General features: G+C 39.1%; 23 protein-coding genes. 15 read left to right on the plus strand and 8 right to left on the minus strand.

From position 1 onward, the window contains the following. Positions 1 to 97 precede the first annotated feature (97 nt). The 5 genes from IEX65_RS15780 (at position 98) to IEX65_RS15800 (ending at position 6,084) form a co-directional block, all read left to right on the plus strand. A complete protein-coding gene (locus IEX65_RS15780; protein WP_188767142.1) occupies positions 98 to 2,464 on the plus strand; it encodes a xanthine dehydrogenase family protein molybdopterin-binding subunit in 2,367 nt (788 codons plus the stop codon). 107 nt (positions 2,465 to 2,571) lie between these two features. Then, positions 2,572 to 3,423: an FAD binding domain-containing protein gene (locus IEX65_RS15785; RefSeq protein WP_188767143.1), complete on the plus strand. Its 852-nt coding sequence runs from the start codon at positions 2,572 to 2,574 to the stop codon at positions 3,421 to 3,423. Positions 3,424 to 3,571: 148 nt separating this feature from the next. After that, on the plus strand, positions 3,572 to 4,456 hold the full coding sequence (locus IEX65_RS15790; protein WP_188767144.1) for an AAA family ATPase: 885 nt from the start codon (positions 3,572 to 3,574) through the stop codon (positions 4,454 to 4,456). A gap of 56 nt (positions 4,457 to 4,512) precedes the next feature. Next, positions 4,513 to 4,890, plus strand: a complete 378-nt coding sequence (locus IEX65_RS15795; protein WP_188767145.1) for a GxxExxY protein — start codon at positions 4,513 to 4,515, stop codon at positions 4,888 to 4,890. Positions 4,891 to 4,941: 51 nt separating this feature from the next. Continuing rightward, on the plus strand, positions 4,942 to 6,084 hold the full coding sequence (locus IEX65_RS15800; protein ID WP_188767146.1) for a vWA domain-containing protein: 1,143 nt from the start codon (positions 4,942 to 4,944) through the stop codon (positions 6,082 to 6,084). Here IEX65_RS15800 and IEX65_RS15805 read toward each other — a convergent pair. Further along, positions 6,081 to 8,813 (minus strand): formylglycine-generating enzyme family protein, encoded by a 2,733-nt coding sequence (locus IEX65_RS15805; RefSeq protein ID WP_188767148.1) that lies wholly within the window; start codon positions 8,811 to 8,813, stop codon positions 6,081 to 6,083. The genes IEX65_RS15800 and IEX65_RS15805 overlap by 4 nt on opposite strands. Before the next feature lie 98 nt (positions 8,814 to 8,911). On the opposite strand from IEX65_RS15805, the gene IEX65_RS15810 reads away from it, so the two are divergent. Then, entirely contained in the window at positions 8,912 to 10,111 is a 1,200-nt protein-coding gene (locus tag IEX65_RS15810) for a molybdopterin molybdotransferase MoeA (protein ID WP_188767149.1), read from the plus strand. A 48-nt stretch (positions 10,112 to 10,159) separates the two neighbouring features. Here the strand turns inward: IEX65_RS15810 and IEX65_RS15815 are convergent, their stop codons facing one another. Both IEX65_RS15815 and IEX65_RS15820 read right to left on the minus strand, forming a co-directional pair. Next, positions 10,160 to 11,395, minus strand: a complete 1,236-nt coding sequence (locus IEX65_RS15815; protein WP_188767150.1) for an exo-beta-N-acetylmuramidase NamZ family protein — start codon at positions 11,393 to 11,395, stop codon at positions 10,160 to 10,162. A gap of 190 nt (positions 11,396 to 11,585) precedes the next feature. Beyond that, positions 11,586 to 12,389 carry a penicillin-binding transpeptidase domain-containing protein gene (locus IEX65_RS15820; protein WP_188767151.1) on the minus strand — a complete coding sequence of 268 codons (804 nt, stop codon included), beginning with the start codon at positions 12,387 to 12,389 and terminating at the stop codon, positions 11,586 to 11,588. Positions 12,390 to 12,543: 154 nt separating this feature from the next. On the opposite strand from IEX65_RS15820, the gene IEX65_RS15825 reads away from it, so the two are divergent. The 3 genes from IEX65_RS15825 to folK are packed head-to-tail and all read left to right on the plus strand — an operon-like array spanning position 12,544 to position 14,184. Then, positions 12,544 to 12,957, plus strand: coding sequence for a hypothetical protein (locus IEX65_RS15825; protein WP_188767152.1), 414 nt, complete (start codon positions 12,544 to 12,546; stop codon positions 12,955 to 12,957). Continuing rightward, entirely contained in the window at positions 12,938 to 13,696 is a 759-nt protein-coding gene (locus tag IEX65_RS15830; protein WP_188767154.1) for a phosphoglycerol geranylgeranyltransferase, read from the plus strand. The genes IEX65_RS15825 and IEX65_RS15830 overlap by 20 nt, the downstream gene beginning before the upstream one ends. Further along, positions 13,693 to 14,184 (plus strand): 2-amino-4-hydroxy-6-hydroxymethyldihydropteridine diphosphokinase, encoded by a 492-nt coding sequence (gene folK / locus IEX65_RS15835; protein ID WP_188767156.1) that lies wholly within the window; start codon positions 13,693 to 13,695, stop codon positions 14,182 to 14,184. The genes IEX65_RS15830 and folK overlap by 4 nt, the downstream gene beginning before the upstream one ends. A gap of 80 nt (positions 14,185 to 14,264) precedes the next feature. Here the strand turns inward: folK and IEX65_RS15840 are convergent, their stop codons facing one another. Continuing rightward, a complete protein-coding gene (locus tag IEX65_RS15840) occupies positions 14,265 to 15,008 on the minus strand; it encodes an SAM-dependent methyltransferase (RefSeq protein ID WP_188767157.1) in 744 nt (247 codons plus the stop codon). A 115-nt stretch (positions 15,009 to 15,123) separates the two neighbouring features. On the opposite strand from IEX65_RS15840, the gene IEX65_RS15845 reads away from it, so the two are divergent. Continuing rightward, positions 15,124 to 16,119 carry a toxin-antitoxin system YwqK family antitoxin gene (locus IEX65_RS15845; protein ID WP_188767160.1) on the plus strand — a complete coding sequence of 332 codons (996 nt, stop codon included), beginning with the start codon at positions 15,124 to 15,126 and terminating at the stop codon, positions 16,117 to 16,119. Positions 16,120 to 16,245: 126 nt separating this feature from the next. After that, a complete protein-coding gene (gene aat / locus IEX65_RS15850) occupies positions 16,246 to 16,863 on the plus strand; it encodes a leucyl/phenylalanyl-tRNA--protein transferase (protein WP_188767163.1) in 618 nt (205 codons plus the stop codon). Positions 16,864 to 17,146: 283 nt separating this feature from the next. On the opposite strand, the gene IEX65_RS15855 is transcribed toward aat, so the two are convergent. Beyond that, positions 17,147 to 18,526, minus strand: a complete 1,380-nt coding sequence (locus tag IEX65_RS15855) for a protein-disulfide reductase DsbD family protein (protein ID WP_188767164.1) — start codon at positions 18,524 to 18,526, stop codon at positions 17,147 to 17,149. A gap of 139 nt (positions 18,527 to 18,665) precedes the next feature. After that, positions 18,666 to 19,259 carry a HupE/UreJ family protein gene (locus IEX65_RS15860; RefSeq protein ID WP_188767166.1) on the minus strand — a complete coding sequence of 198 codons (594 nt, stop codon included), beginning with the start codon at positions 19,257 to 19,259 and terminating at the stop codon, positions 18,666 to 18,668. Positions 19,260 to 19,378: 119 nt separating this feature from the next. Here IEX65_RS15860 and IEX65_RS15865 point away from each other — a divergent pair, with 119 nt between their 5' ends. Continuing rightward, positions 19,379 to 20,491 (plus strand): alkane 1-monooxygenase, encoded by a 1,113-nt coding sequence (locus IEX65_RS15865; RefSeq protein ID WP_188767168.1) that lies wholly within the window; start codon positions 19,379 to 19,381, stop codon positions 20,489 to 20,491. A gap of 71 nt (positions 20,492 to 20,562) precedes the next feature. Here IEX65_RS15865 and prfB read toward each other — a convergent pair. Next, positions 20,563 to 21,637 (minus strand): peptide chain release factor 2 gene (gene prfB / locus IEX65_RS15870; RefSeq protein WP_188767170.1). Its coding sequence is split into 2 segments (ribosomal slippage): positions 20,563 to 21,576 and positions 21,578 to 21,637, totalling 1,074 coding nucleotides; the frame shifts between segments, so codons are not numbered across the junction. Positions 21,638 to 21,932: 295 nt separating this feature from the next. Between prfB and IEX65_RS15875 the strand changes: the two genes are divergently transcribed. Then, complete coding sequence (locus IEX65_RS15875) at positions 21,933 to 22,271, plus strand: hypothetical protein (protein ID WP_188767172.1); 339 nt, start codon at positions 21,933 to 21,935, stop codon at positions 22,269 to 22,271. Between the two features lie 71 nt (positions 22,272 to 22,342). Here the strand turns inward: IEX65_RS15875 and IEX65_RS15880 are convergent, their stop codons facing one another. After that, positions 22,343 to 23,050, minus strand: a complete 708-nt coding sequence (locus IEX65_RS15880; RefSeq protein WP_188767175.1) for a hypothetical protein — start codon at positions 23,048 to 23,050, stop codon at positions 22,343 to 22,345. A 410-nt stretch (positions 23,051 to 23,460) separates the two neighbouring features. On the opposite strand from IEX65_RS15880, the gene rpsL reads away from it, so the two are divergent. Both rpsL and rpsG read left to right on the plus strand, forming a co-directional pair. Next, positions 23,461 to 23,871: a 30S ribosomal protein S12 gene (gene rpsL, locus IEX65_RS15885; RefSeq protein WP_015028867.1), complete on the plus strand. Its 411-nt coding sequence runs from the start codon at positions 23,461 to 23,463 to the stop codon at positions 23,869 to 23,871. A 146-nt stretch (positions 23,872 to 24,017) separates the two neighbouring features. Then, entirely contained in the window at positions 24,018 to 24,485 is a 468-nt protein-coding gene (gene rpsG, locus IEX65_RS15890) for a 30S ribosomal protein S7 (protein ID WP_188767177.1), read from the plus strand. Positions 24,486 to 24,818 lie beyond the last annotated feature (333 nt).

The raw sequence follows: 24,818 nt of genomic DNA on the forward strand, positions 1-24,818 counted from the left end.
TTATAGAAAAAACATAAGTGATTAGTAGTAAGGCATTTACTATTTGTTTTTTTCTGCATTATCCATTTTCAATTATCAATTTTTAATTAAAAAAACTATGAGTAATAAATATATAGGTCAGTCCGTCAAGCGGGTTGAAGATAAAAGGTTCATTACAGGCCAAGGACGATATACTGATGATATTGTACTGCCACGCATGGTACACGCCTACATTTTGCGTAGCCCTTATGCACACGCCCGCATCAAAAGCATTGATACGAGCGAAGCTCTGGCTATGAAAGGTGTGGTGACTATTTATACAGGCAAAGACTTTGAGAACATCAACGGTGTGCCGTGTGGTTGGCAAGTCAATTTCAAAGATGGTACAACCATGCGTGAGCCAAAGCACCCACTTTTAGTTTTGGATAAAGTAAAACACGCAGGCGATGGCGTAGCGATGGTAGTGGCCGAAACCAAAGAAATTGCTGCCGATGCTGCCGAAGCAATTAACGTAAAATATGAGGTTTTGAAGGCCGTAACAAACCCGAAAGAAGCCCTTGCTCCTGGTGCTCCGCTCGTACACGATGAATACCCAGATAATGTTGCTTTTGATTGGCAAATCGGAAATGATAAAGCTGAGGTTGATGCAGCAATGGCCTCGGCTCATCATATTACTAAATTAGATTTTACGAATAACCGTGTTGTGCCTAACGCAATGGAGCCACGCAGCTACATCGGCGATTACGATACGGCCTACGACCGTTATACGCTTTATACATCTACTCAAAATCCGCACTTAATTCGCCTACTTATGTGTGCCTTTGTGCTTGGTATTCCCGAGCATAAGGTACGTGTAGTAGGGCCAGATGTAGGTGGAGGTTTCGGTAGTAAAATTTATCATTACACCGAAGAAGCTCTGGTAACTTGGGCTGCTAAGCAACTACGCCGCCCAATTAAGTGGACTTCTGACCGCTCAGAGGCTTTCTTGACAGATGCTCACGGTCGTGACCACGTTTCGACTGCCGAAATGGGTTTCGATAAAGATGGACATATCGTCGGGCTTCGCATCAAAACTTACGCAAACCTTGGTGCGTACCTTTCTACGTTTGCTTCGGCAGTACCCACCTATTTGCACGGAACACTCTTGCAAGGTGTTTATACCACGCCAAAGATTCATCTCGACATGACTTGTGTATTCACGCACACCACAGCCGTAGATGCGTATCGTGGGGCGGGGCGTCCAGAGGCAACTTATTTGCTCGAAAGATTAATGGATGTATCGGCTCATGAAATGGGCATTGACCCTGCCGAACTTCGTTTCAAAAACTTCATTCCTCCGTTTGATGGAGTCAATCAGCCCGGTTATCAAACCCAAGTAGCCTTGCAATATGATAGTGGAAACTATAAGGCTGTTTTAGAACGTGGTTTAGAAATGCTCGGTTATGCCGATTTCAAAGAAAAACAAGCCGAAGCCCGAAAGAATGGAAAACTTTTGGGAGTTGGTTTCTCGACTTATATCGAGGCTTGCGGAATTGCTCCGTCGGCCGTTGTAGGGGCTCTGGGTGCAAGAGCAGGTTTGTTTGAGTCGGCACAAGTACGTGTTCAACCCACAGGAAAAGTAAGTGTTTATACAGGCTCACACTCGCATGGGCAAGGCCACGAAACCAGTTTCGCACAAGTAGTAGCCGATAAACTCGGTATTCCGTTAGCCGATGTCGAAATCATTCACGGAGACTCTGATTCGGTAGCTTTTGGTATGGGAACTTACGGTTCACGAAGCTTAGCCGTTGGTGGAAGTGCCATCGTAAAAAGTATCGAAAAAGTCCTTGAAAAAGGAGCAAAAATAGCAGCTCATAAATTAGAATGTTCGGCCGATGACCTCGATTTTGCTGATGGTAAATGGACAGTAAAAGGCACAGATAAATCAATTGGTTTCGGCGATGTTGCCCTTACGGCTTATGTCCCGCACGTTTATCCAGCCAATTTAGAGCCAGGTCTCGACTTCTCGAGCTTCTATGACCCAGCTAATTTTACTTATCCGTTTGGTTGCCATATTGCCGTAGTGGAGGTTGATGCTGAAACTGGAAAAGTGACTATTAAACGCTTCGTAGCCGTTGATGATGTAGGTAATGTAATTAACCCAATGATTGTAGAAGGTCAAATTCATGGTGGATTGGCCCAAGGCATTGGTCAAGCATTGCTCGAAGGAGTAATTTATGACGAAAACGGCCAATTAACCACTGGAACATTCATGGATTACGCCATGCCTCGTGCCGACGACCTACCGATGTTTGAAACCGACCGTAAAACAACGCCTTGTCCGCACAACCCACTGGGTGTGAAAGGTGCTGGCGAAGCGGGTGCAATCGGCTCAACACCAGCAGTCGTAAACGCCGTAATGAATGCCACTTGGCACTTGGGCGTGAGTGACCTCGAAATGCCATTAACTCCACAAAGAGTGTGGCGAGCAATGAACCATAAATAATTAAGAATGATGAATTAAGAATTAGGCATTCATATTAAAGGAATATCTAATTCTTGATTTTTTAAAATTCTTAATTCTACATTCTTAATTTTTAATTCTAAAAAAATATGCTACCAAATACAGTAGATTATTATAGAGCAAGCTCGGTCAGTGACGCCCTTAGTGTTTTGAAGGCGAATCCTGACGCAAAAATATTGGCGGGTGGACATAGCCTAATTCCTGCGATGAAGCTACGCCTCAATAGCCCTTCGATGGTGATTGACATTGCCAACTTATCTGATTTGAATTATATCAAAGAAGAAGGCGGAAACATTTGCATCGGTGCCATGACTACGCACGGACAGATAGCCCATTCATCGCTTCTTGCCGAAAAACTACCTCTTTTTACCGAAACTGCCGATGTAATTGGCGATGTGCAGGTACGAAATATGGGAACAATCGGAGGAAGTATCGCTCACGCTGACCCATCAGCCGATTGGCCAGCGGCTCTTTTGGCGGCTGATGCTTCAATCGTAGTTACGAATGGAGATGATACAAGAAGCATTTCTGCGGTCGATTTTTTTGTAGGTTTTTTCTCTACGGCACTCGAAGAAGGCGAAATCATCACCGAAATCCAAGTACCAGTACCCGCAGCAGGCACAAAAATGACTTACCAAAAATTCATGCAGCCAGCCTCTCGCTTTGCGATTGTGGGCTGTGCCGCAATGGCAAAAGTCGAAAATGGTGTGGTTGCTGATGTGAAAGTTGCTTTTACGGGTGTTTCGGATGGGCCATTCCGTGATGGAAATGTAGAAGCGGCTATTTCGGGCAAAACAGCAACTGCCGAAAATATCGCTTCGGCGGCTGCACAAGCGGCCTCTGACGTAAGCCTCAACGCCGACCATTATGCCGATGAAGATTACCGCCAACATTTGGCAAGAGTATATGCCAAACGAGCCTTAACAGCTGTTTGCAGATAATTAATACCTCACAAAAAGGCATCGAAAACGCACTTATTATCCCTTGAAAGGTTAATATAATTGTGTTATCCATGCCTTTTTTGTTTTCTTTGTTTAGAGATAAAACTTTCATAAAATCAGAGATTGTTTAGACCCGTGATTTTCATCAATGAATTTAGATACTATTAAATCACTCCTCCAATCGCAAGGCTATATTACCGACGACTACGTCTCGATGTCGGTCTTTTTGGCTATGACGCTCAACAAGGCACTCTTGATTGAAGGGCCTGCGGGTGTAGGAAAAACTGAAATAGCCAAAGTAATGGCAAAGGCGTTGGACACCAACTTGATTCGTTTGCAATGTTATGAAGGCTTAGATTCAAACCATGCCATTTATGAATGGAACTACCAACAACAGTTGCTTTTTTTGAAAATGTCAGAAAACCAAGAGCTTTCAAACACAAACTTGCTTGAATCTCAACTTTTCTCAGATAAGTTTTTATTAAAACGCCCACTTTTACAAGCCATTTCACAAGAAAAAGCACCTGTTCTACTCATTGATGAAATGGATAGAGCCGATGAAGAATTTGAAAGTTTTCTCCTCGAAATACTTTCGGATTGGCAAATCACGATTCCAGAAATTGGCACAATTCAAGCGAAATCTATCCCGCACGTAATCATCACAGGCAACCGCAATCGTGAACTTTCGGAGGCTCTTCGCCGAAGATGCTTGTATTTATGGATTGATTACCCCGAATTCGATAAAGAACTCGAAATTGTAAAACAAAAAGTACCACAAATTGACGCCCAACTGGCCTTACAAATTACGAAGTTCATGCAGCATCTTCGCCACGAAAAACTCAATAAAGTGCCAGGTATTGCCGAAACGCTTGATTGGGCAACGGCTTTGGCTGCCATGCACTTCGACCATCTCGACAAAGAAATAATAGAAAGCACTTTAGGCGTAATTCTGAAAGATTGGCAAGACATTCGTAATACCCAACTTTCACTTTCTGAATTAATGGAAAAAGTTGGCGTTACTTCAAGACTTTAATTTCCCGCAAAAATCGCTGAAAAACGCAGACTTTTTACACAATAATACAATAGAGCATGACTGAAAATGACATTTCGTACAAAATTAGAGGTGCGATTTATGAAGTTTATAAAAACTTAGGGCCAGGTTTACTCGAATCGGTTTATGAAGCTGTACTAACTTTTGAACTTCAAAAGCTTGGTCTAAAAGTTGAAACTCAAGTGCCCGTTCCTGTGGTTTACAAAGACCAAAAATTAGAAGTTGGCTTTCGGCTTGATATTTTGGTTGAAAATAAAGTAATTATAGAAATAAAATCCGTCGAAAACTTAGCAGAAGTTCACCATAAACAGGTGCTTACTTATCTTCGATTAACAGGGTTAAAATTAGGTTTATTGGTCAATTTCAACAGCGATGATATTTTAAAATCAATTTACAGAAAAGTAAATAATTTATAGAAAATCCAACTTTCAGCGTTTTTCTGCGATTTCTGCGGGAGAATAGAAACAATGCTTCAAAGAGAAACCGAAATATCTGCTCATATTGTGGCTTTCAGTCGTTATTTGCGGGTGAAAGGCTTCATGGTTTCGCCCATGCGAGAAAGCGATGCACTTTTGGCACTGACACACATCGAACCTACCAAACAAAATTTCTACTTAGCACTTCGGTGTGTTTTCCCTCAAAACTTTAAGAATTTAAAAGATTTTGATGCCATTTTTGATAACTATTGGAAAGAACTCGAAAAAGGTGTTGACGCAAAGATTGCAATGGCCGAAGAAGAATCGGCCAAGAAAAAGAAGAAACCCGTTGAAAAAAAACAATCTGCTCCAGCTTTTGAATCATTAAAAAACTGGCTTTACGGCAATAAGGAAAAAGAGGAAGAATTGGCGGCTTATAGCGACAATGTTTCGCTCGAAAAAAAGGATTTTTCTGCTTTTACAGATGAAGATTTAGCCGAAGCCGAAAAATTAATCAAACTGATTGCCAGACGTTTAGCCCAAAAGCCAAGCCGAAGATTCGAGCCAACTCGCCGTGGCGGAGTTTTGGATTTACGCCGAACACTTCAAAAAAACTTCCGAAATGGTGAAGAAATCCTATTTCTGCACCATAAAAAAGCCAAACCTACTCGTGTAAAGTTGTTTCTGATTTGCGATGTAAGCAAATCAATGGAAATTTACAGTCGATTTTTCGTGCAGTTTATGTATGCCTTCAAAAAAGTATATCACCGCATCGAAACTTATGTGTTTAGCACTTCATTACAACGAATTTCGGAAGAACTCAATGAATCTGATTTCCGCACGGCCCTACAAAAAGTTTCGGACACAGTTCCTCATTGGGCAGGCGGAACCGATATTGGACAAAGCTTACAAAATTTCGCCGAAAACGACTGCCAACGGCTTCTCGACCGTAAAAGTATTGTTTTGATAATCAGTGATGGCCTTGACATGGGCGAACCTGAGCTTGTAGAAGACAGCCTAAAAGCCATCAAGAAAAGAGCCAATAAAATCGTATGGCTCAATCCACTGGCTGGTCATGCGGGCTATAAACCAGAAGCTCGTTCTATGAAAGCCGCCCTCCCACTACTTGATGTGTTTGCATCAGGACACAATTTTGAAACTTTGAAAGAGGTGATTTTGAAGTTAAAAGTTTAGTTTGCCACACACCTAAAACCCACCGTTGCATTTCGCTCAAAACCTTCCGAGACTCGTAATAAATGCTGGCGATGCGTAAGTTTTTGTGGCCCACCTTGTACATACCACCAGCTTGAAGTCGGTTTGAAGTATGAGCCACCTTTCAACATAATGTATTTGTATGAGCCATTTTGATAAATATCATTGGTTAGTTGCCAAACACTACCTACCAAATCATTGATTTTCAAGGCATTTGTACCGCTTGGGTATTTTCCAACAACACTTATTCTTCCATCTCCAATATTTATTTTCGTCGAATCGAAGTCTTTTCCCCACGGATATTCACGGGCATCGGGATATTGAGCGGCATATTGCCATTCTTGCTCAGTCGGAAGCCTTTTTCCTTTCCACGCACAGTAATTTTGGGCATCTTCATAACTGACATATACCGCAGGGAAGTTTGCCAAAGTATCAGGCATTTTCTTGGCTTGCCAATGTTTCAGAAAATTCTGAGCGTCGGTGGGCTTGTATTTTGATTGTATCAAGAAAGTCTGAAACTCAGCATTGGTCACCAAATTTTGGTCTATCCAAAAGCTTTTCATGGTTTTCTCCATGCCACTTTGTCCGTCGGGATAAAACACAAAATCATCGCCACGAGTAAAAGTAAACTTAAAATTCCCTGCTGGCACTTGTACCATATTTTTTGTATTTAAAACAGCTTTTTTGTTGGTTTTATGAGTGCTTACTAATCGAGGTGTACCTGCTTTTATTTCAAAAACTCGTTCATCAATAATCCTTTGATTATCAAACAATTGCACTACAAATTTACCTTCGTATTCCTCAAAATAATCCATGAGTTTTATAGAAAAACTTTGCTGGTTTTTGAAAGATTTATATTCCTTCTCATAGCTTGGCGAACCCGCCCAAATTCTGACTTCTGTTCCTTGTTTTGCTTCTACTTTCAATGAATCTACGTAAATATTCAAGCTAATTTTGAGGAGATTGGGAAATTTTGCAACCGCATCGACCTCACCTTCATTATTTGTACCCAACCAAGAAGCATTGAACGCATCTGTTTCGGCTTCGATATAGAATTTGCCATCATTTTGCTTGTTTGGCGTAAGCTCTTTATGATGCCAAAGGTCGATATAATGATAATCTTTCGTAGAATCTACCGCAAATAATGCACCTTTGAAGCCTTCGGTAATCAAGCTAAAAATTGTATAAATCGCTTCTTTGCCATTTTCGTGCTTCCATTCATTGACGTAGATTTTATCTTTTAGTGTAGAAATGAGTGGAATGTAGTTTTTTGAGTGAAAAAATGCCGAGTTTTCCCGCAAAATTCTTGAGGTTTTACCTAAATAACGGTATTGTTCATCGAGCCATTCGAGTGGTTTTCCATTTCTGAAAATATTCAATTCTGTACCATAACCATTAAAAAATGCAGTTGCAAACTCTCTTTTGATTGGTTCGAGATACAATTCGGCTACTCTAAAAATAGCAAAATCTGGTCGAATAAATTTATTGAGGTTCAACATCGGTGGATAGTACAAAGCATTATGCACTCGCCCCGAAATTATTCCAGGCATATTTTTCGGCACGGCCATTCCTTCCGAATACATAACCACGCCTTTTCTGACCCCATCAGCCGCCGCTTGCAAATCTCTACTCGATTCTCCTTTCGTATCAAGCACCACACCATCAGCCGAAATTTCCTTTACCAACTCCGCCATACCATCAAGATGCCCTTTTTCGCCTTCTTTGGCTGAGGTTTTATAACTCGTACTTTCGTCCCACGGATTATAACAAATGAAGAATTTAGTGTCTTGTTTTCGGGAATATTCGGCCAATTCTCGCAATTTTGGTAGTCCACCCGGCAAATCTCGGAATAAATCCCATTGATTTCGTTGGTCAAGTCCGAGCGTTGGCCAAGTTGGCCAAATTCCTACTACATCGTTTCCTCCGTAGAGTTTTTCGCCATTTTTCAAGAAGTTCTTATACGCATCATAGCCATCTTTAGGCGTGTAAAACCACTTATCCCACGCCATAACTAAATGCATGACGTAAGTATCTTGAATCCATTTCAAATCTTCTCGTTGATAAAGCGACTCGTCGAATTTTTCCACATCATACAAGTAATTTTCTTGAAAAACCTTTCGCACACCATCTTGCCAGGTTCCTTCATAAAAATCAGCATAGAGTTCATAAACAACCGTTCCTTGGGGAGCAACAATTGTCTCAAAACGCTTGCGAGTGGCTTTCTCCCAACTTTTTCGCCGAGTAACGGCACAAACTTTCTGTCCGTTTGCGAGTTCAATTCCTGCATAGCCCAACTCCCAAGCGTTGTCAGGCACAATGACATTTACAGGAACTTTATTTGGCTGAAAAAGATGCGTGCGAGAAAGCCAATGGTCACCCAAACCTGTCATATAAACATGCTTTTCAGAAGCACCAAACGGTACTATATTTCGGAGGTTGAGCGTATCTTTTGATATATTTTTGAAAACAATTTTAGCTTTAAAAGCATTTCTAAAGTATCCTTCTTCGGTGTAAGTAATTTCAAATTTTGAAGTCCAATCTTTGTTTAGCGAAGACGTTGCCTGCTTATTAATTTCAAACGAAATCAAGGGTAAAGATTCAACGGTTTTGGTATTTGAAATGCTTTTGATGGCAAAATCATCAAGCTGTATTTTGAGATGCTGAGCCTGTAAAGTCAACGAGAAAAAGAGGAGAAATAAAGTTTTTTTCATAGTTTGAAGATTAGGACACGAATGAAGCGAAAATTGTGATTTTTTACCAAATAATTCACAAAAAATCTGGTAATTTGTCTTTCTGAATAAACTATTTTATGATAACTGTCGAACAAGCCGAACAACTAATTTTAGAAAATACGATTGCAATTCCCACCGAAAAAGTATCCATTGATGCCTCTCTGGGACGAATTTTAGCCGAAGATTTATGTGCCGACCGTGATTTTCCGCCCTTCAATAGAGTTACGATGGACGGTATCGCCATTCGACACGAGCAACTTTCAAAAGGTCAAACCAGCTTCTTGATTGAAGCAACGGCGGCGGCAGGAAGCCACGAAAAAACCTTACAAAACCCCGAAAATTGTATTGAGGTAATGACTGGGGCAATGATTCCACTCGGAACTGATGCTGTCATTCGATACGAAGATATTGAAATAAAAGATAAAACTGCCCGAATTACGATTGACATAAACGAAATCAAAGCAAGGCAAAACATTCACCCACAAGGTTCTGACCGAAAAATGGGTGATATAATTGTGCCGAAAGGTCGAAAACTTTCTCCTGCCGAAATCGGTGTAGCGGCTACGATTGGAAAACATGAAATTTTGGTACAACGAAAACTACGTGCGGTAGTGATTTCAACGGGTGAAGAAATCGTGCCGATTACCGAAACGCCACTTCCGCATCAGATACGTACATCCAATGGATTTGCCTTACAAGCTTCGCTCAAAAACTGGGGACTTGAAACTGAAAATGTGCTTTTACCCGATGACCAAGCAATTATTGAGCAAAAAATTGCAGCATTTATGGAAACGTTCGATGTACTGATTTTAAGCGGTGGGGTTTCGGCGGGGAAATTTGATTTTGTCCCGAAAGCTCTTGAAAATCAAGGAGTTAAGAAGCTATTCCATAAGGTTTCGCAACGCCCAGGAAAGCCTTTTTGGTTTGGGAAATCGGCTAACGGAACGGTGGTTTTTGCCTTGCCCGGCAATCCAGTTTCTACATTTATGTGCCTTAATCGCTATTTCAAAAAGTGGCTCGATGCTTCGCAAGACCTTGGAAATCAGCAATTAATGGCCGAGTTATCAGAAGATTTTACGTTCAAACCCGAACTGACGTTTTTCTTGCAAGTAAAGCTTTCTTATACATTAACTGGCAAAATTTTGGCAACTCCAGTAGAAGGCCACGGCTCGGGCGATTTGGCGAATTTAGTAGAAGCTGATGCTTTTCTCGAATTGCCTTTAGAAAGAAGTTTATTTAAGAAGGGAGAAGCTTTTAAGGCTTTTATTTATCGTTAAAATAGTTGTGGCACACTTTTGAAGTGTGCCACAACTTAATTTACAAGATTACGGATAAATCAAATATTTCTTTCTCAAAACCTTAAAATCGCTTAAACCTGGCTCCCAACTTTTGCGGATTTCGGCTTCCGAAACGCCGTCTATGATTTGTTGTTTGAATTTTTCTGTTCCTGCCAATTTATTAATGTCTCCCATTTGTTTGCTTTGGGTTCTGTCAAAGAATTTGTCTTTCATTGGATACGCCTTGTAAAGTTCCATCATCCATGAAAGGTTGATTTGTCGGCTTTTTCTCAGAATACTCGTGTCGTATTTTCTTAAATCAAGTCCAAAGCAATCTTCGTTTTGGTGAAGGGGCGTTTCGCTCATGCCTTGAATACTTACTGGTTTGAAACTAAAATCGTATTTACCTTTTAGGGCTGGAGCACCCAAAACCGTAAACGGAATGTAAGTACCACGACCTTGACTTAAAATTGTACCTTCAAACAAACAAGTGCTTGGATACAGCAAAATTGACTGCTGAGAATTAAGGTTTGGCGATGGAAAAACTGGTAAATCATACGACATATCGTGGTTATAATTGGCAATTTTGATAATTTTTATCTTGCATTGTAGATTATTCGGAAGCCAGCCTTCACCATTAATCATTTGGGCAAACTCCCCAATCGTAAGTCCATGAGTAATCGGAATCGGAAACATACCAATGCCCGAATAGTTTTGTTTTTCTAAAATTGGCCCATCTACCAAATAACCATTCGGGTTTGGTCGGTCGAGAATGATTAGTTCTTTGCCATTTTCGGCACAAGATTCCATTACATGAGCGAGCGTATTGATGTAGGTGTAGAATCTCGCCCCAACATCTTGAATATCAAAAATCATTACATCAACATCGGCCAAATGTTCTTTCGTAGGGCGTTTGATTTTTCCGTAAAGCGAAATTATCGGAATACCCGTTTTCTGGTCAACTTCATTGTTTACTTTTGCTCCCGCACTCGCATTGCCACGAAAACCGTGTTCTGGGCCAAAGACTTTCACAATGTTTACGCCTAAACTCAATAAACTATCAACACTGGCTTTTTTGCCGATGATTGAAGTTTGGTTGACCAACATCGCTACTCGTTTGCCTTTTAGTAATGGCAAATATTCCGAAATTTGGTCGGCTCCCGTGATGATTTGAGTTTTCTGATTCGTAGAAACGGTATATTTATTGGCTACTTGTTTTTTTGTACAAGCAATGAATACCACAATTCCGAGGGCAATAAAAAGATTAAAAAGAGGACTTTTCATAAAGTTTATAGATTGTTAATGTTTATTTTCTTGAATTTTAGGAGCCTGTCAGTTGCGTACCTACGGCACGCTAAATCGATGTGACATTTTTATTTCTACCAATATTTAGTGCCTAACGGCACATTTCACCAACCCATTAAGCGTTTAATGCAATCAACGTAAACCAGCAACAAATTAATCAATAACCAATTCAAATAGCTTTGATTTGTTTCAAAATCGTTTTTGTGATTGTTTTTCTGCATTGACCAAAATTTGGATTCTGCTCGGTTCGCTTTTTTGCTATTCGAGTTGCAAAGAAATAAGTATTTTCTCGACTTTCCACATATCCAACCCACCAACCGGAATCAATACCACCATCACGAGTCCATCCAGTTTTGGCTCTGATTGTGTAATCGTTGGTTTTCTCTACAAACATTACTTCTTTCAAAATTCCGTAATTTCGCTTAGAAAAAGGTAATTTTTCTTCATAAACAGCCTTCATAAACGCAACTTGATTTTGCGGAGAAATTCCAAAACGTCCAAAATTCCAAAAATCAGCACCTTTCTCCGATAAATCTACATTACCATAACGGCAGGCTTTCAGATACTTTGCATAATTCTTTCGACCTATTTTCTTGGCCAATTCGATAAACACCCAGCCAGCCGATACTTCAAATGCTTCCCGCACGGTCATATCTTTATAAATCTCTGGGCGATAGCCATAAAGCGTAGTATCGGTCTTTCCTACCCACTTCACAACCTCGTTTTCGTCTCTGATTACTTTTGTTTCTAAGGCAATCAATAAATTAATGATTTTGAAGGTCGAAGCAGGCAAACTTAGCTTTTGAGCATCGAGAGAATCTGAATAAATCCACTTCTGATTTTTATAATCATAGATTGTGGTGCTGCCTTTGATGCCACATTCTCGAAAAGCTTGCTGTAAATCAGTTTGCCCCGAAACCTTGACTTCAAAAACCAATAAGGTAACCAGCAACACAAAGTAGTGGCGTTTCATTTGAAATAATTATTTCTCATAATTTTAAATCTCAACCAAAACTAACATTTTATCGGTAAATAATATTGCTTTTACTGGCACAAAGTCACAAATCAACGATTCACTTTTCTTTTTTGGGCATTTTTCAATACTTTTGAACAAAAATCAGCTTAAAGTGAAAAAATCGAACGAAAGCATCATTAATATTCCTGTGGTTCCGCCAAAGGGAGTTAGCCGTGAAGAGCGTAAAGAATTTTTGCAGGAGTCGGCCAATAAATATTTGGAGGCCATCGAAACGCAAATCGGAGATTTGAAGAAAGTGGGGAAGAATGCTTTGGTTATCGGAGGGGTGGTTCTAACGGCCTACGCTCTGACAGAATTACTTTTGCCTTCGGCTAAACAAAAAATTTCGCTTGACCCTAAGCCAATCGTACAAGAAGAAGAAGACAACGACGAAGATTCTTTCGTATGGGCTGCTCTGAAAGGTGTTGCAACGTCGGTTTTGCTGACTATTGCAAAAAATAAACTTTTGGGAATTATAGATAATCTTACCACCGACGCAACCGAAAATGTCGAGACCAATTCTTGATAAAATAGTATCCAACAAGCAATTACAAAAGAAATCTTTGGCTGTTTTGCTCGACCCCGATAAAGTTGAGTTAAATTCTTTCGAGACTTTTTTATATGCTTGTGCCGAAAACCGAGTAGATTATTTCTTGGTTGGCGGTAGCTTGATTACAAAAAACATCATGGGCGAAATGATTGTCGTCATTCGCCAAAAAACCAATATTCCTGTCATTATTTTTCCAGGAAATAGCCTACACATTGAGCCAACGGCCGACGCTATTCTTTTACTGTCATTGATTTCTGGACGAAATCCCGATTATCTGATTGGTCAGCACGTAATTGCTGCTCCACTGCTCAAACAAAGCGGTTTGGAGATTTTATCAACGGGCTATATGCTTATTGATAGCGGTCGCCAAACTACGGTTTCTTATATCAGCAATACTACCCCGATTCCGCACGACAAAGCTGATATTGCAGTTTGTACGGCAATGGCGGGAGAAATGCTTGGTCAGAAATTGATTTATTTGGATGGCGGAAGCGGAGCGATGTATCCTGTTTCGCCAAAAATGATTGAGAAAGTAAGCAAAAACGTGAGTTTACCGCTAATTGTTGGAGGAGGAATAAATTCGCCCGAAAAAGCTACCGCCGCTCTCGAAGCAGGAGCAGATATTATTGTGATTGGCAATGCCTTCGAGAAAAACCCTGCTTTACTTTCAGAAATTGCCGAAGCCGTTCAAACCTTTAATTTATCAATTGCTTGAAACCCCATAAAATCTTTCTTGGCTTAGGTTCTAATTTAGGAAATCGAGAAGATAATCTCTCGACGGCACAAAAGTTAATTGAAGAAAAAGTTGGCAAAATTCGCTCGAAATCAAGTATTTATGAAACCGCTGCGTGGGGAATTACCGAACAAAATGCTTTTTTGAACCAAGTTCTTGAAGTTGAAACCAAGTTTTCTCCAAGTGCAGTGCTTCATTTAGTGCTAAAAATTGAGAAAGATATGGGGCGAATTCGTGAAATCAAGTGGGGCGAACGAAGCATTGATATTGATATTTTGTACTACAACAACGAGATTATTTCTACCCAAAACCTCGCAGTTCCGCACCCATTTATTCAAGAACGAAAATTTGTTTTAGTGCCACTTTGCGAAATCGCTCCAGCGTTTATTCACCCGAAGTTGAATCAGACAAATCTTGAATTACTCGAAAAATGTCGAGATTCGGGCGAGATAAAACAATATTGTCTGTGAGGACACAGACAATGGCACAGGTGACTAAATATCAATTAAGTAAATATCTGTGGACTTATGGACTATTGACCATGGACTACTTAATTCATAATGGCAGGTACTTTCTGAACCACAAAAATCATTCGGTCAGATTCCGCTACGTCGAAGGGTTGTAGGTCATAACTTCCATAAATTTCTTTGCAAGTCAATTCTGCCTTTCGGAAATAGTATCTAAAATCTTCACAAGTCAAAATCTTGACTCTCTCTTCAAAATGATGATGCTTATTTTCGTAGTCGAAATCAATATTTTTTACAATAAAACCATATTCGATTTTTTTTGTAATGACGAATTTTATGCCTTCAACTTCTTTTTCGTAGTATTTTGTTAAGTTTTTTACGGCTTTGGCACTATTCATGTAATCGAGCACGAGTGTTCCGCCTGATTTTAAATTTTCGGCAACTGCTTTTATGGCTCGAAAATTGTCGTAGTTTTCTTCAAAATATCCAAAACTTGTAAATAAATTTAAGACAAAATCGAAAGAGTCAGCACGGAAAGTTTCACGCATATCATGCACAAAAAAATGCAAATTCTCACTGGCTGATTGATTAGCTGCTTTGATATTATTTTGAGATAAATCAATTCCAGTTACATCATAGCCCTTTGAATTTAGGTAAATAGCGTGACGGCCTTTTCCGCAGGCAAGGTCGAGAAAAGTATTATTTGGTGCAAAACCAAGCTGTTTTTCGAGATTATCAATGAGCATTTGAGCTTCTTCGTAGCTTCGGCTTTTATAAAGTTGATGATAAAAAGAAGTATCAAACCATTCTGCAAACCACTCTTTCATTATCTTTATATCAATTTAGTACATTCGGAGTTGAGAGAAACTAAGCCCGAATTCAATTTTTTTTCAAATTTTCCGTTGTAAATAGAGTGCAAAATTACCATCATTATTATCGAAAATGAAACTTTACCACAAAATATACCTATTAGCTTCGATTTCATCATTTGTTCTGCTATCATTTTCAATGGCCGATGCCCAAACAAGTGATGCTGTACCAAAAGCAAAGCGTAAAGGAGATAAAGGTTATAAAAAAGAAACGATTAAAGAAAAACTTGACAGACTTCCCGTTGGTGTGACCACACCAACGGCTTCGGCATCCTTGCCCGGAGGAAACAATATTTCGAGTGTTGATGATGCTAAAAAGTTTGCAACCGAAACGTTACCCGATTTAGGTCTAAAGCTCAAAAAGACCATAAAAGATGTAAAAAAGGAGATTAAAGGCTTGAAAAAGGAATTTAATGGCCGTGATTACGAAGGAATTAAGGTTGAAAAACAATTAATCAGACAGGGAACTGGCAATAATCTGACCTTTTTAGAGTTTTATACGCTCAAAGAATTTACGCAACCAAATCCGTATAACAGACACTTATTTTGGTACGACCGCAAAGCCAATAGAATTGTGGAAGGTATCGGGCGAGACAGAGCTACGAATGATTTAATGCACGGACCGTATAAAAAATATTTGGGCGATTTGGTGGTTGAAGAAGGCTGGTATTATCTCGGAGCAAAAGATGGGCGTTGGGAATTATACGATAAAAATTACAATTTGCTGAATAAAGAATACTACGAACGAGGTTTCTACCAAGATTCTGAAATAAGTTACTACGACGAAAGCAAAACAAAAATCAAAGAAGTAAAACCCAAACTCTACGGAAAAGTAACAGGCGAATACCTAACATTTAATGAAAGCGGAACATTGGCCGAGCAAGGCATGATGGACGATAGCGTAAAAGTTGGTCGTTGGATTGAATATTACCCAACAGGCAACCGCCGCAAGAAAGAAACTCAGTACGGGAAAGATTGCTACGATAACGGCTTTGAATCGTACGTAGTTTATGAATACGACGAAAAAGGGAAAATCACTTTTGAATCTCCAAAAATTAAGAAGAACTAAGTTTTAGTCAACCGACAACGGTAAACTGTCAACAGAAATTTCTTTAATTTCAGAAAACAGTTGTGTCAAAATTAGTTTTTTTTATTTTTTTCTTTAATTTTGTTAGCATATAGCTACAACTATTTAATGACAAAACTTACGCCTGACGACTTAATTTATGGCTATATAAATGGTATTTTCCCGATGGCAGATTCGGACGGGACGCTTTATTGGTATTCGCCCGACCCTCGTGCTATCATTCCGATTGATACCTACAAACCACCAAAATCGCTTCGTCCTGTACTCAACAAAAACTATTTTGAGATTCGCTTTAATCATAATTTTGAGGGGGTCATGCGTGGCTGTGCCGTTGCTCGAAGTGATTCGGACGATACTTGGATTTCAGAAGAAATCATTGATGCTTATACTGGCCTAAATGGTATGGGGCTGGCTCATAGTGTAGAGGCTTATTTAGATAACGAACTCGTTGGAGGGCTTTATGGCGTTTCTATCGGAGCAGCGTTTTTTGGTGAATCAATGTTTTATACCCAGCCTAATGCCTCAAAAGTGGCTTTTCATTATTTAATTCAGACCCTTCGCCAACAAGGATTCGAATTACTTGATACTCAATTCATTAACGATAATGTAAGGCGTTTTGGTGCTATCGAAATTCCAAAATTTCAGTACCTCAACTTGCTCCGACAAGCCACTGCAAAAAAAGCCCGCTTTACTGAACTCGAAATCGAACATTTGTTTAATAGATAACAATTATTCAAATCTATAGTCCGTAGGACTTTCATATTGGTAGCATAAAATCGAAAAAGTATAATTAGAATGCCGTAGGTATTCAACAAATAGGCGGTTTAGTTGAATACCTACGGCATTCTGATAGTTAACCCAATGATTGTTTCTACCAATATGAAAGTCCTACGGACTAAAACCAGTTATTACTCCTCAATAATTTAATTGGAAAAATATCTAATAAAACATAAAAAAGCCTCAGCATTTATTGAAAATACTAAGGCTTTTCTAACTTGTTAGATATAAATCAAGGCTTTTTATAATTGCTGATTCCTTCGTCCAGAAACTTCAAAAATTCTTCTTTTGAAGTATAGCCAATTGGCTGCTTTACAATCAGTTTTCCGTTAGAATCTTCAATAACGTAGTACGGTTGAGCATTGTTGTTGTATTTTACAATTTCTAAATCCATATTTTTATCCCCTACTGTTACTTTCAATTCATCATCATATTTTGATGTATATTGTTTTTCTTTTGGAAGTTCCTTTTTGTCATCAACATACAAAGAAGCTATCACGAAATCATTTTTAAGTTTTTCTAAAACTTCGGGTTTTGGCCAAACATTTTCTTCCATCTTACGACAATTCGCACAAGCGTAGCCTGTAAAATCTATGAACAACGGCTTGCCAACTTCTTTCGAGTATGCAAGGGCATCATCATAATCATAGAATCCTTTCAATTCGTGCGGTAAATCTCTGAGTTTAGAGCCATCCGCAACTGTTGTAGCGATTGTTTTAGGTGGTAATAGCCCCGATAATAAACTTAGTTCTTTTCCGTGCGAAACTCCAGGAATCATATACGCCGCAAATGCAAGGAATAAAGTTCCGAAAACTACTCTTGGAATGTTATATTTCTTCACTTTACTATCTTTCGGAAGGCGAAGGATACCTAAAATATATAGTCCGATGGCAGCAAAAATGATTATCCAGATAACCAAGAAAGTGTTTCGAGAAATATAGTTGAAATGATACGTAAGGTCGATATTACTTAAAAATTTAAGTGCTAAAGCAAACTCCAAAATTCCGAAAACGGCTTTCATTTCGTTCATCCAACCACCAGATTTCGGCAAACTTTTGAGCCACTGCGGAAACATCGCCAACGAAGTAAACACAATTCCAAATGGCAATCCGAAAGCCAACATTCCCCAAAGTGGTCGCCAAACCTCGCCTTTTGCCGCCATAATCAACAATGAGCCAACAAACGGGGCTGTACAAGAAAACGATACCACAACGAGTGTAAGAGCCATGAAGAAAATACCGACAAGTCCGCCTTTTTCTGACATTCTATCAATATTATTGACAACATTATGTGGCAGAACGATTTCAAAAGCCCCCAAAAGGGAAATTCCAAAAATGATAAAAATGACAAAAAATATAAGATTTGGAATCCAGTGAGTACTTATGAAGTTGAGAAATGGAGCTCCGAAAACGGTTGCTACTAAACCTATTAGTCCGAAAACGAACATGATAGAAAGTCCATAAAAAGTAGCTTTACGAGTTCCTTGCGATTGTTTCGTGAAGAAACTGACCGTCATGGGCATAATTGGATAAATACAAGGCATAAAAATTGACGCAAAACCCGCCAAAAATGCCGTTAAGAGAAAACCGAGAAGTGATGTACTTTCTTGCATGAGCAATAAAAAATAGTGATTACGTTATTTATAACACAAAATCTGTGCAAAAGTGCTGACGAACAATTAAGAATGTAGAATTAAGAATATAAGTACCTGATAATAAGCACCTTAAAAGACTATCAAATTTATTTCTCCTTTAAAAATACCATTTTTCGGTCATGAGTTTGAAGGCTACTCCAGCCACAAAAGCAGATAAAATAAGATTCCAAGAGTGTTTTTTAATCTTGAAGCCATCCAAAACCAAAAACGAAAGCGTAATCGCAACTGCCACAATGAGCAACTGCCCAAATTCGAGACCAATATTGAATGCTAATAATTGCACAACAATATTTTCGTTTTTTCCGAGAAGACTTTTCAGATAATTAGAAAAACCCATGCCGTGAATAAGACCAAACATCATGGCGAAAAAATAACGCACTCTCGAAAACTCTTCGGGGTCAAGAACGCTTTCGGTACTTCGGTGAAAGAAATTTGAAATACAAGTGAGTATAATCGTAACGGGAATCAAGAACTCAATTAAATCGGTGCTGTAATCGATAAGTTCGAGAGCGGCCAACGCCAGCGTAATCGAATGCCCAATCGTAAAGGCCGTAACAAGATATAATATTTTTTGCCAGTCGGTAATTCTATAAATCGCACAAAGAGCCACTACAAACAAAATGTGGTCGTAGCCATTTATATCGGTAATATGCTGATAACCAAGCTGTAAATAAATAAAAAACTCGCTCATGATAGGGTTAGGTCATTATTTGAATCAACTCAAAAAGCAGTTGTTTTAATAGGATTTATCCAACAAAATTATAATATTTGTATTGATTGACTAAATTTACAACGAAAAATCAGTAAACCATGAGCATCAGAAAAAAAATCGGTTTTGCATGGGGCTACTCGTTTATCGCCTTCTTTCTTTTGGGCTATTATTATATCAGTCCCAATTGGACATTTTTTGTATTTATCTACGCCTATGGTTTGATTCCGATTCTTGACGAAATCGTAAGTCGAGACTCCCAAAACGCCAGCACCGAAGAATACGAAAAACTTCTCAATGACCGCTATTTCGACGTTTTGGTCTATTCTCACGTCTATATTCAATATTTTATGCTTTTGTGGGGGTGTTATGTCCTTACGCACGATGACCTCACTTGGTATCAAATTTTCGGTCTGATGCTTAGCCAAGGCGTTTATGCTTCTACCATCATCAACGTTGCTCACGAATTAGGCCACCGTAAAAGTGCAATTGCACAATTCCATGCCCGTGCCGCCTTGATTTCGGTTTGCTACATGCACTTCTTTGTTGAGCATAATCGTGGGCATCACACGCACGTAGCAACGCCCCTCGACCCCGCAACCGCTCGCAAAAACCAAACCGTTTTTGCTTTTTGGAAGCAAAGTATCGTTGGAGGTTTCAGAAGTGCGTGGAATATTGAGAAAAAGCTTCTTCAAAAAGAAGACAAACCGATTTGGAGCATTAATAATGAAATGATTTGGTCGGTTATATTGCCCATTCTTCTTTGCTATGTACTTGCAGTTTCATTCAGTAAATCACAAGCAATTACGTGGATAGTCCCAACATTTTTTGCGGTGCAGAGCATAATTGCGATTTTATCTTTGGAATGTGTAAATTATATTGAGCATTATGGAATTTTGCGGAAACAGCTCGAAAATGGACGCTATGAGAAAGTAAATCCGCTTCATTCGTGGAATGCTAATCATTTTTATAGTAATCTGCTGCTTTTTCATCTGCAACGGCACTCCGACCATCATGCTTATGCAGCACGGCCGTACCAAGTACTTCGACATTTCGACGAAAGCCCTCAGCTACCTTTTGGTTATACTATGATGATTTTGATGTCGCTCGTGCCACCCATTTGGTTTAGGGTAATGAATAAACGCTTAGAGAAATGGCAAAAAAACAGCGTTGATACCGAGCATATTATGAAAGTAGTAAAGCAGTTTGCTTAAAAACGAGAGCTTATCATTTGAACGTCGGCATGGCTTCGAGCCATGCCGACGTAGGTCTGAACCACTAAATATTAATTCGCCATCAAATAACCTTTGATGAAATCATCAATATCGCCATTCAAAACAGCTTCAGTGTTTGATGTCTGAATATTAGTTCGGTGGTCTTTCACTCGACGGTCATCTAATACATAACTACGAATCTGTGAACCCCACTCGATTTTCATCTTTCCAGCTTCGGTTTCGGCTCTTGCCGCATTACGTTTGTCAACTTCTAATTGATAAAGTTTCGAGCGAAGCATCTGCATTGCACGTTCTTTATTACCGAGCTGACTACGTTCAACCTGACAAACTACTACAATACCCGTTGGCTTGTGCGTGAGTTGTACTTTCGTTTCAACTTTATTAACGTTTTGTCCACCAGCACCGCCCGAGCGAGAAGTTTGGATTTCAATATCAGCATCACGAATTTCAATCGTAATCGTATCATCAACTAATGGCGATACAAAAACCGATGAAAACGAGGTATGACGACGAGCATTTGAGTCAAATGGAGATACTCGAACCAAACGATGTACTCCGTTTTCTGACTTCAAGAAACCATAAGCCATTGGCCCATCAATTTGTAGCGAAACCGATTTTACCCCAGCCGTATCGCCATCTTGATAATCGAGTTCCGATACTTTATAACCTTTTTTATTGGCCCACATCATATACATACGCATGAGCATACTTGTCCAGTCTTGGCTTTCTGTTCCACCTGCTCCTGCATTTATCTCCAAAATGGCACTCATTTGGTCTTCTTCGTTCGAGAGCATTCGTTTTAACTCCAGCTCTTCGAGTATCGTTTCTACCTTTTTACCCTCTTCGTCAACTTCTTCTTCGGTTACTTCGCCTCCTTCATAAAATTCATAAAGTGTTTCGAGGTCGCCGATGGCTGCATTGGCATTTTCGTAGCCAACAGTCCAACCTTTAAGCATACGTACTTGTTTCATTACGTTTTCTGCTTTGGCAGCATCAGTCCAAAATTCGGGTTGAGCGGTTTGTTGCTCTAAATCTTCGAGTTGTTCTTTCTTGCTATCGTAGTCAAAGATACCCCCTCAAGGCCGCTAATCTGGCCTTTAACTCCTTCAATTGTTCGGTAGTCATATTATTTGTGAATGAATGATTTTGAGTAATGAGAAACGAATATTTCTCAAATGAGGTGCAAAATTACTGATAATTGATTAGAAAACAGCGTATTAGATAAATAAAAGCACATTGATTTGATAAGAAGAGTTAAACTACGCATTTGAGGAAGCAAATATACCTGTTTGTAAAAAGGGGTCTTTATACGCTTATATACGATAAGGATTGTGTCGAACTTTGTCATATCAAAAAAACAAGGAGAAAGCCGAAAATCCGAAACAGAGTAGGCAACATAAACCTTTAAACATTTATAGCTATGGCACTTCAAACAGTAGGACAATTCACTTTGAATCAACAAGGTGCGTATGTTGCAAGAACAGAATTTAAGTACATCGACATGAACAATGGAAACTCTGGAATGTCGAGCCAAACAGGCAATCAATTAATCGACCAGTCGTACACAACTGACCCAGGAACATTGGGTGTGCCTGATGGCTCAATTGTTACTTTCTATCTATGGGTAATGGCAGGAAATGACGAGACTGCCACACAATCATTCATTTATCAATCAGGCAATCCTGCAACAGCCGTTTATATGTGCAATGGCACAACGCTTATTGGTGGCAAATTGCATTTTCAAGGTGTAACAAACTAATATGATTGTTTAGCTCAAAAATCAATACAAGAGGTAGCCTTTAAACCAAGACTACCTCTTGTGGTATTACTTTACAAAGAAGCCTTTTCTCTAATCGAAACACTTATTTTATCATAATATAAAACACTCAAGCCTTCAAAACCAGAATCTGTACCTACACAAAGCCAAATCTCGCCTTTTTCATTTGGTTTTACTGTTACCAGTTTAGTTGTGTTATTACGATTTACGACCTTGAAACCTGGCTCCGATAGACCATTTGAGGCATCACCGATTGTTACAAGCTCTTTTCCTCCTTCCAATTGATTACCTTTGTCAAGATTGAACTTATAAAAATCGCCTTCTAAATACTTAGCTGGTTCTTTCGATGAAGCACCTGCTTTCACAAAAACCGAACTCCCTGGCGAACCACCAATTCCGATACTATTTGCATGAAAGTATGTACCGAGTTCAATATCAAAGAAAACTTCATACGTTTTTTTACTGTCTAAACCGCTGATTTTTTTCTTTGCATACATAAACATATCATCGCTACGATTATGGCTCTGCACTCGCAAACCTTTTTTGGTTGAATCTGAAGGCATTTTTGCGACAGCATACTTAAATTCTATCATACTGCTATCCATCGAAGTATTGTATTCGGCCAAATCTACGCTCCAGCCATCAAAACCATTCTCGAAACTCGAAACCACGCTCACGTTGTTGCTAACTTCGCTTTTATCACACGCCCACGCAAACACCATTGCCAAAGCAACACAACTATATAACATCCACTTTTTCATACTTTATTGTTTTTAAAATTTGTTTTTATGTTGATTAATTTTCTGACCGGTCGTAAAAAGAGATTCAGACTTTGAAGAATTGGTTGGAAGAAGAAATGATAAAAAACTATTGTAGAAACTCAGAAGAAACAAAATATTGAGCCTAAAAAACTGACTATCAGCCTCCTAATAACTGCTCTTATTAGTACTTTTTATCGAAAATAATATAAGATTTTCTTAGATATTGATTTAGATTAAAACTGTCTTAGCCTATAAAATCCTATATAATAGCTTCAATTTTCAGCTTTTACAAACAAAAAACCAATAAATCAAGAATATCTCTAATAAAAGTTTTTCTTTTTAGAATAAAACCTGTACCTTTGCAGCCCTAATTGGAAATTAGTATCTAACGAAAACAATTTTTTAACAAAATGCCTACTATACAACAGTTAGTAAGAAACGGCAGAGAACAAATGACTTGGAAATCTAAGTCTCCGGCGTTGGATTCATGTCCGCAACGTCGTGGCGTTTGTACTCGTGTTTACACTACGACTCCAAAGAAGCCAAACTCAGCACTTCGTAAAGTTGCTCGTGTTCGCTTAACAAATCAAAAAGAAGTAAATGCCTACATCCCAGGTGAAGGACACAACTTGCAAGAACACTCAATCGTATTGATTCGTGGTGGTCGTGTAAAAGACCTTCCAGGGGTACGTTACCACATCGTTCGTGGAGCGTTAGATACTGCCGGTGTAAACAACCGTAAGCAGAGCCGTTCTAAATATGGTGCTAAACGTCCTAAACCAGGTCAAGTAGCAGCTCCAGTTAAAGGAAAGAAAAAATAATTTCCTGAAAAATAATTTCCAGTTGAAAGTTTTCGGTTAGAAGATTAACGTTCAGTTTTTCAATAATACAGCTTAACAACAGGGTAGTAATCTCGGAGCAATCAGAGGTGAATTAGTTTTCAAGAACGAAACCTTATTTAAACAAAATGAGAAAGTCAAAACCAAAAAAGCGTTACGTGCTTCCTGACCCAAAGTTCAGAGACGTAACTGTAACAAAATTTGTAAATAACTTGATGTATGACGGTAAGAAAAGTACTGCATACACAATTTTCTACGGTGCTTTAGAATTAGTTGAAGCTCGTACAAAAGAAAATGGCCTTGAGTTGTGGAAAAAAGCGTTATCTAACGTAATGCCAACAGTAGAGGTAAAAAGCCGCCGTGTAGGTGGTGCTACATTCCAAGTTCCAATGGAAGTACGTGCTGACCGTAAGCAATCAGTAGGTATGAAATGGTTAATTGGATATTCACGTAAGCGTGGTGAAAAAACCATGACTGAGCGTTTAGCTGGCGAAATCATCGCTGCTGCTAAAGGTGAAGGTGCGGCAGTGAAGAAAAAAGATGATACGCACAGAATGGCAGAAGCTAACAAAGCATTCTCGCACTTCAGATTCTAATTCAGACGAAAGTCAGTTTAAGGATTCAATATATAAAAAGCCGCAAATGCTAAAAAGTATTTGCGGCTTTTTTGCGTTTGCTGGGTTTGTGAAGCTATCAAAATAAAAGTGGTTATTCATTGCCGTCTGCTTTAGCTGACGGATACTTGTAAGAAATCAAATTTGACTTTAGTCTAAATTAATGGTTTGACTAAAGTCAAATTTATTGTTTTTTCAGCAATCCGTCAGTTAAAACTGACGGCAATGATTTTTTGTAATTATTTCTTTTCGGCAAAAACAACGACGGCAAGGTTCAAAACCTTGCCGTCGTTAAATGAAATTTATTACGAAAAA

The organism is Emticicia aquatilis (assembly GCF_014644295.1).
Taxonomy (GTDB): Bacteria; Bacteroidota; Bacteroidia; order Cytophagales; family Spirosomataceae; genus Emticicia; species Emticicia aquatilis.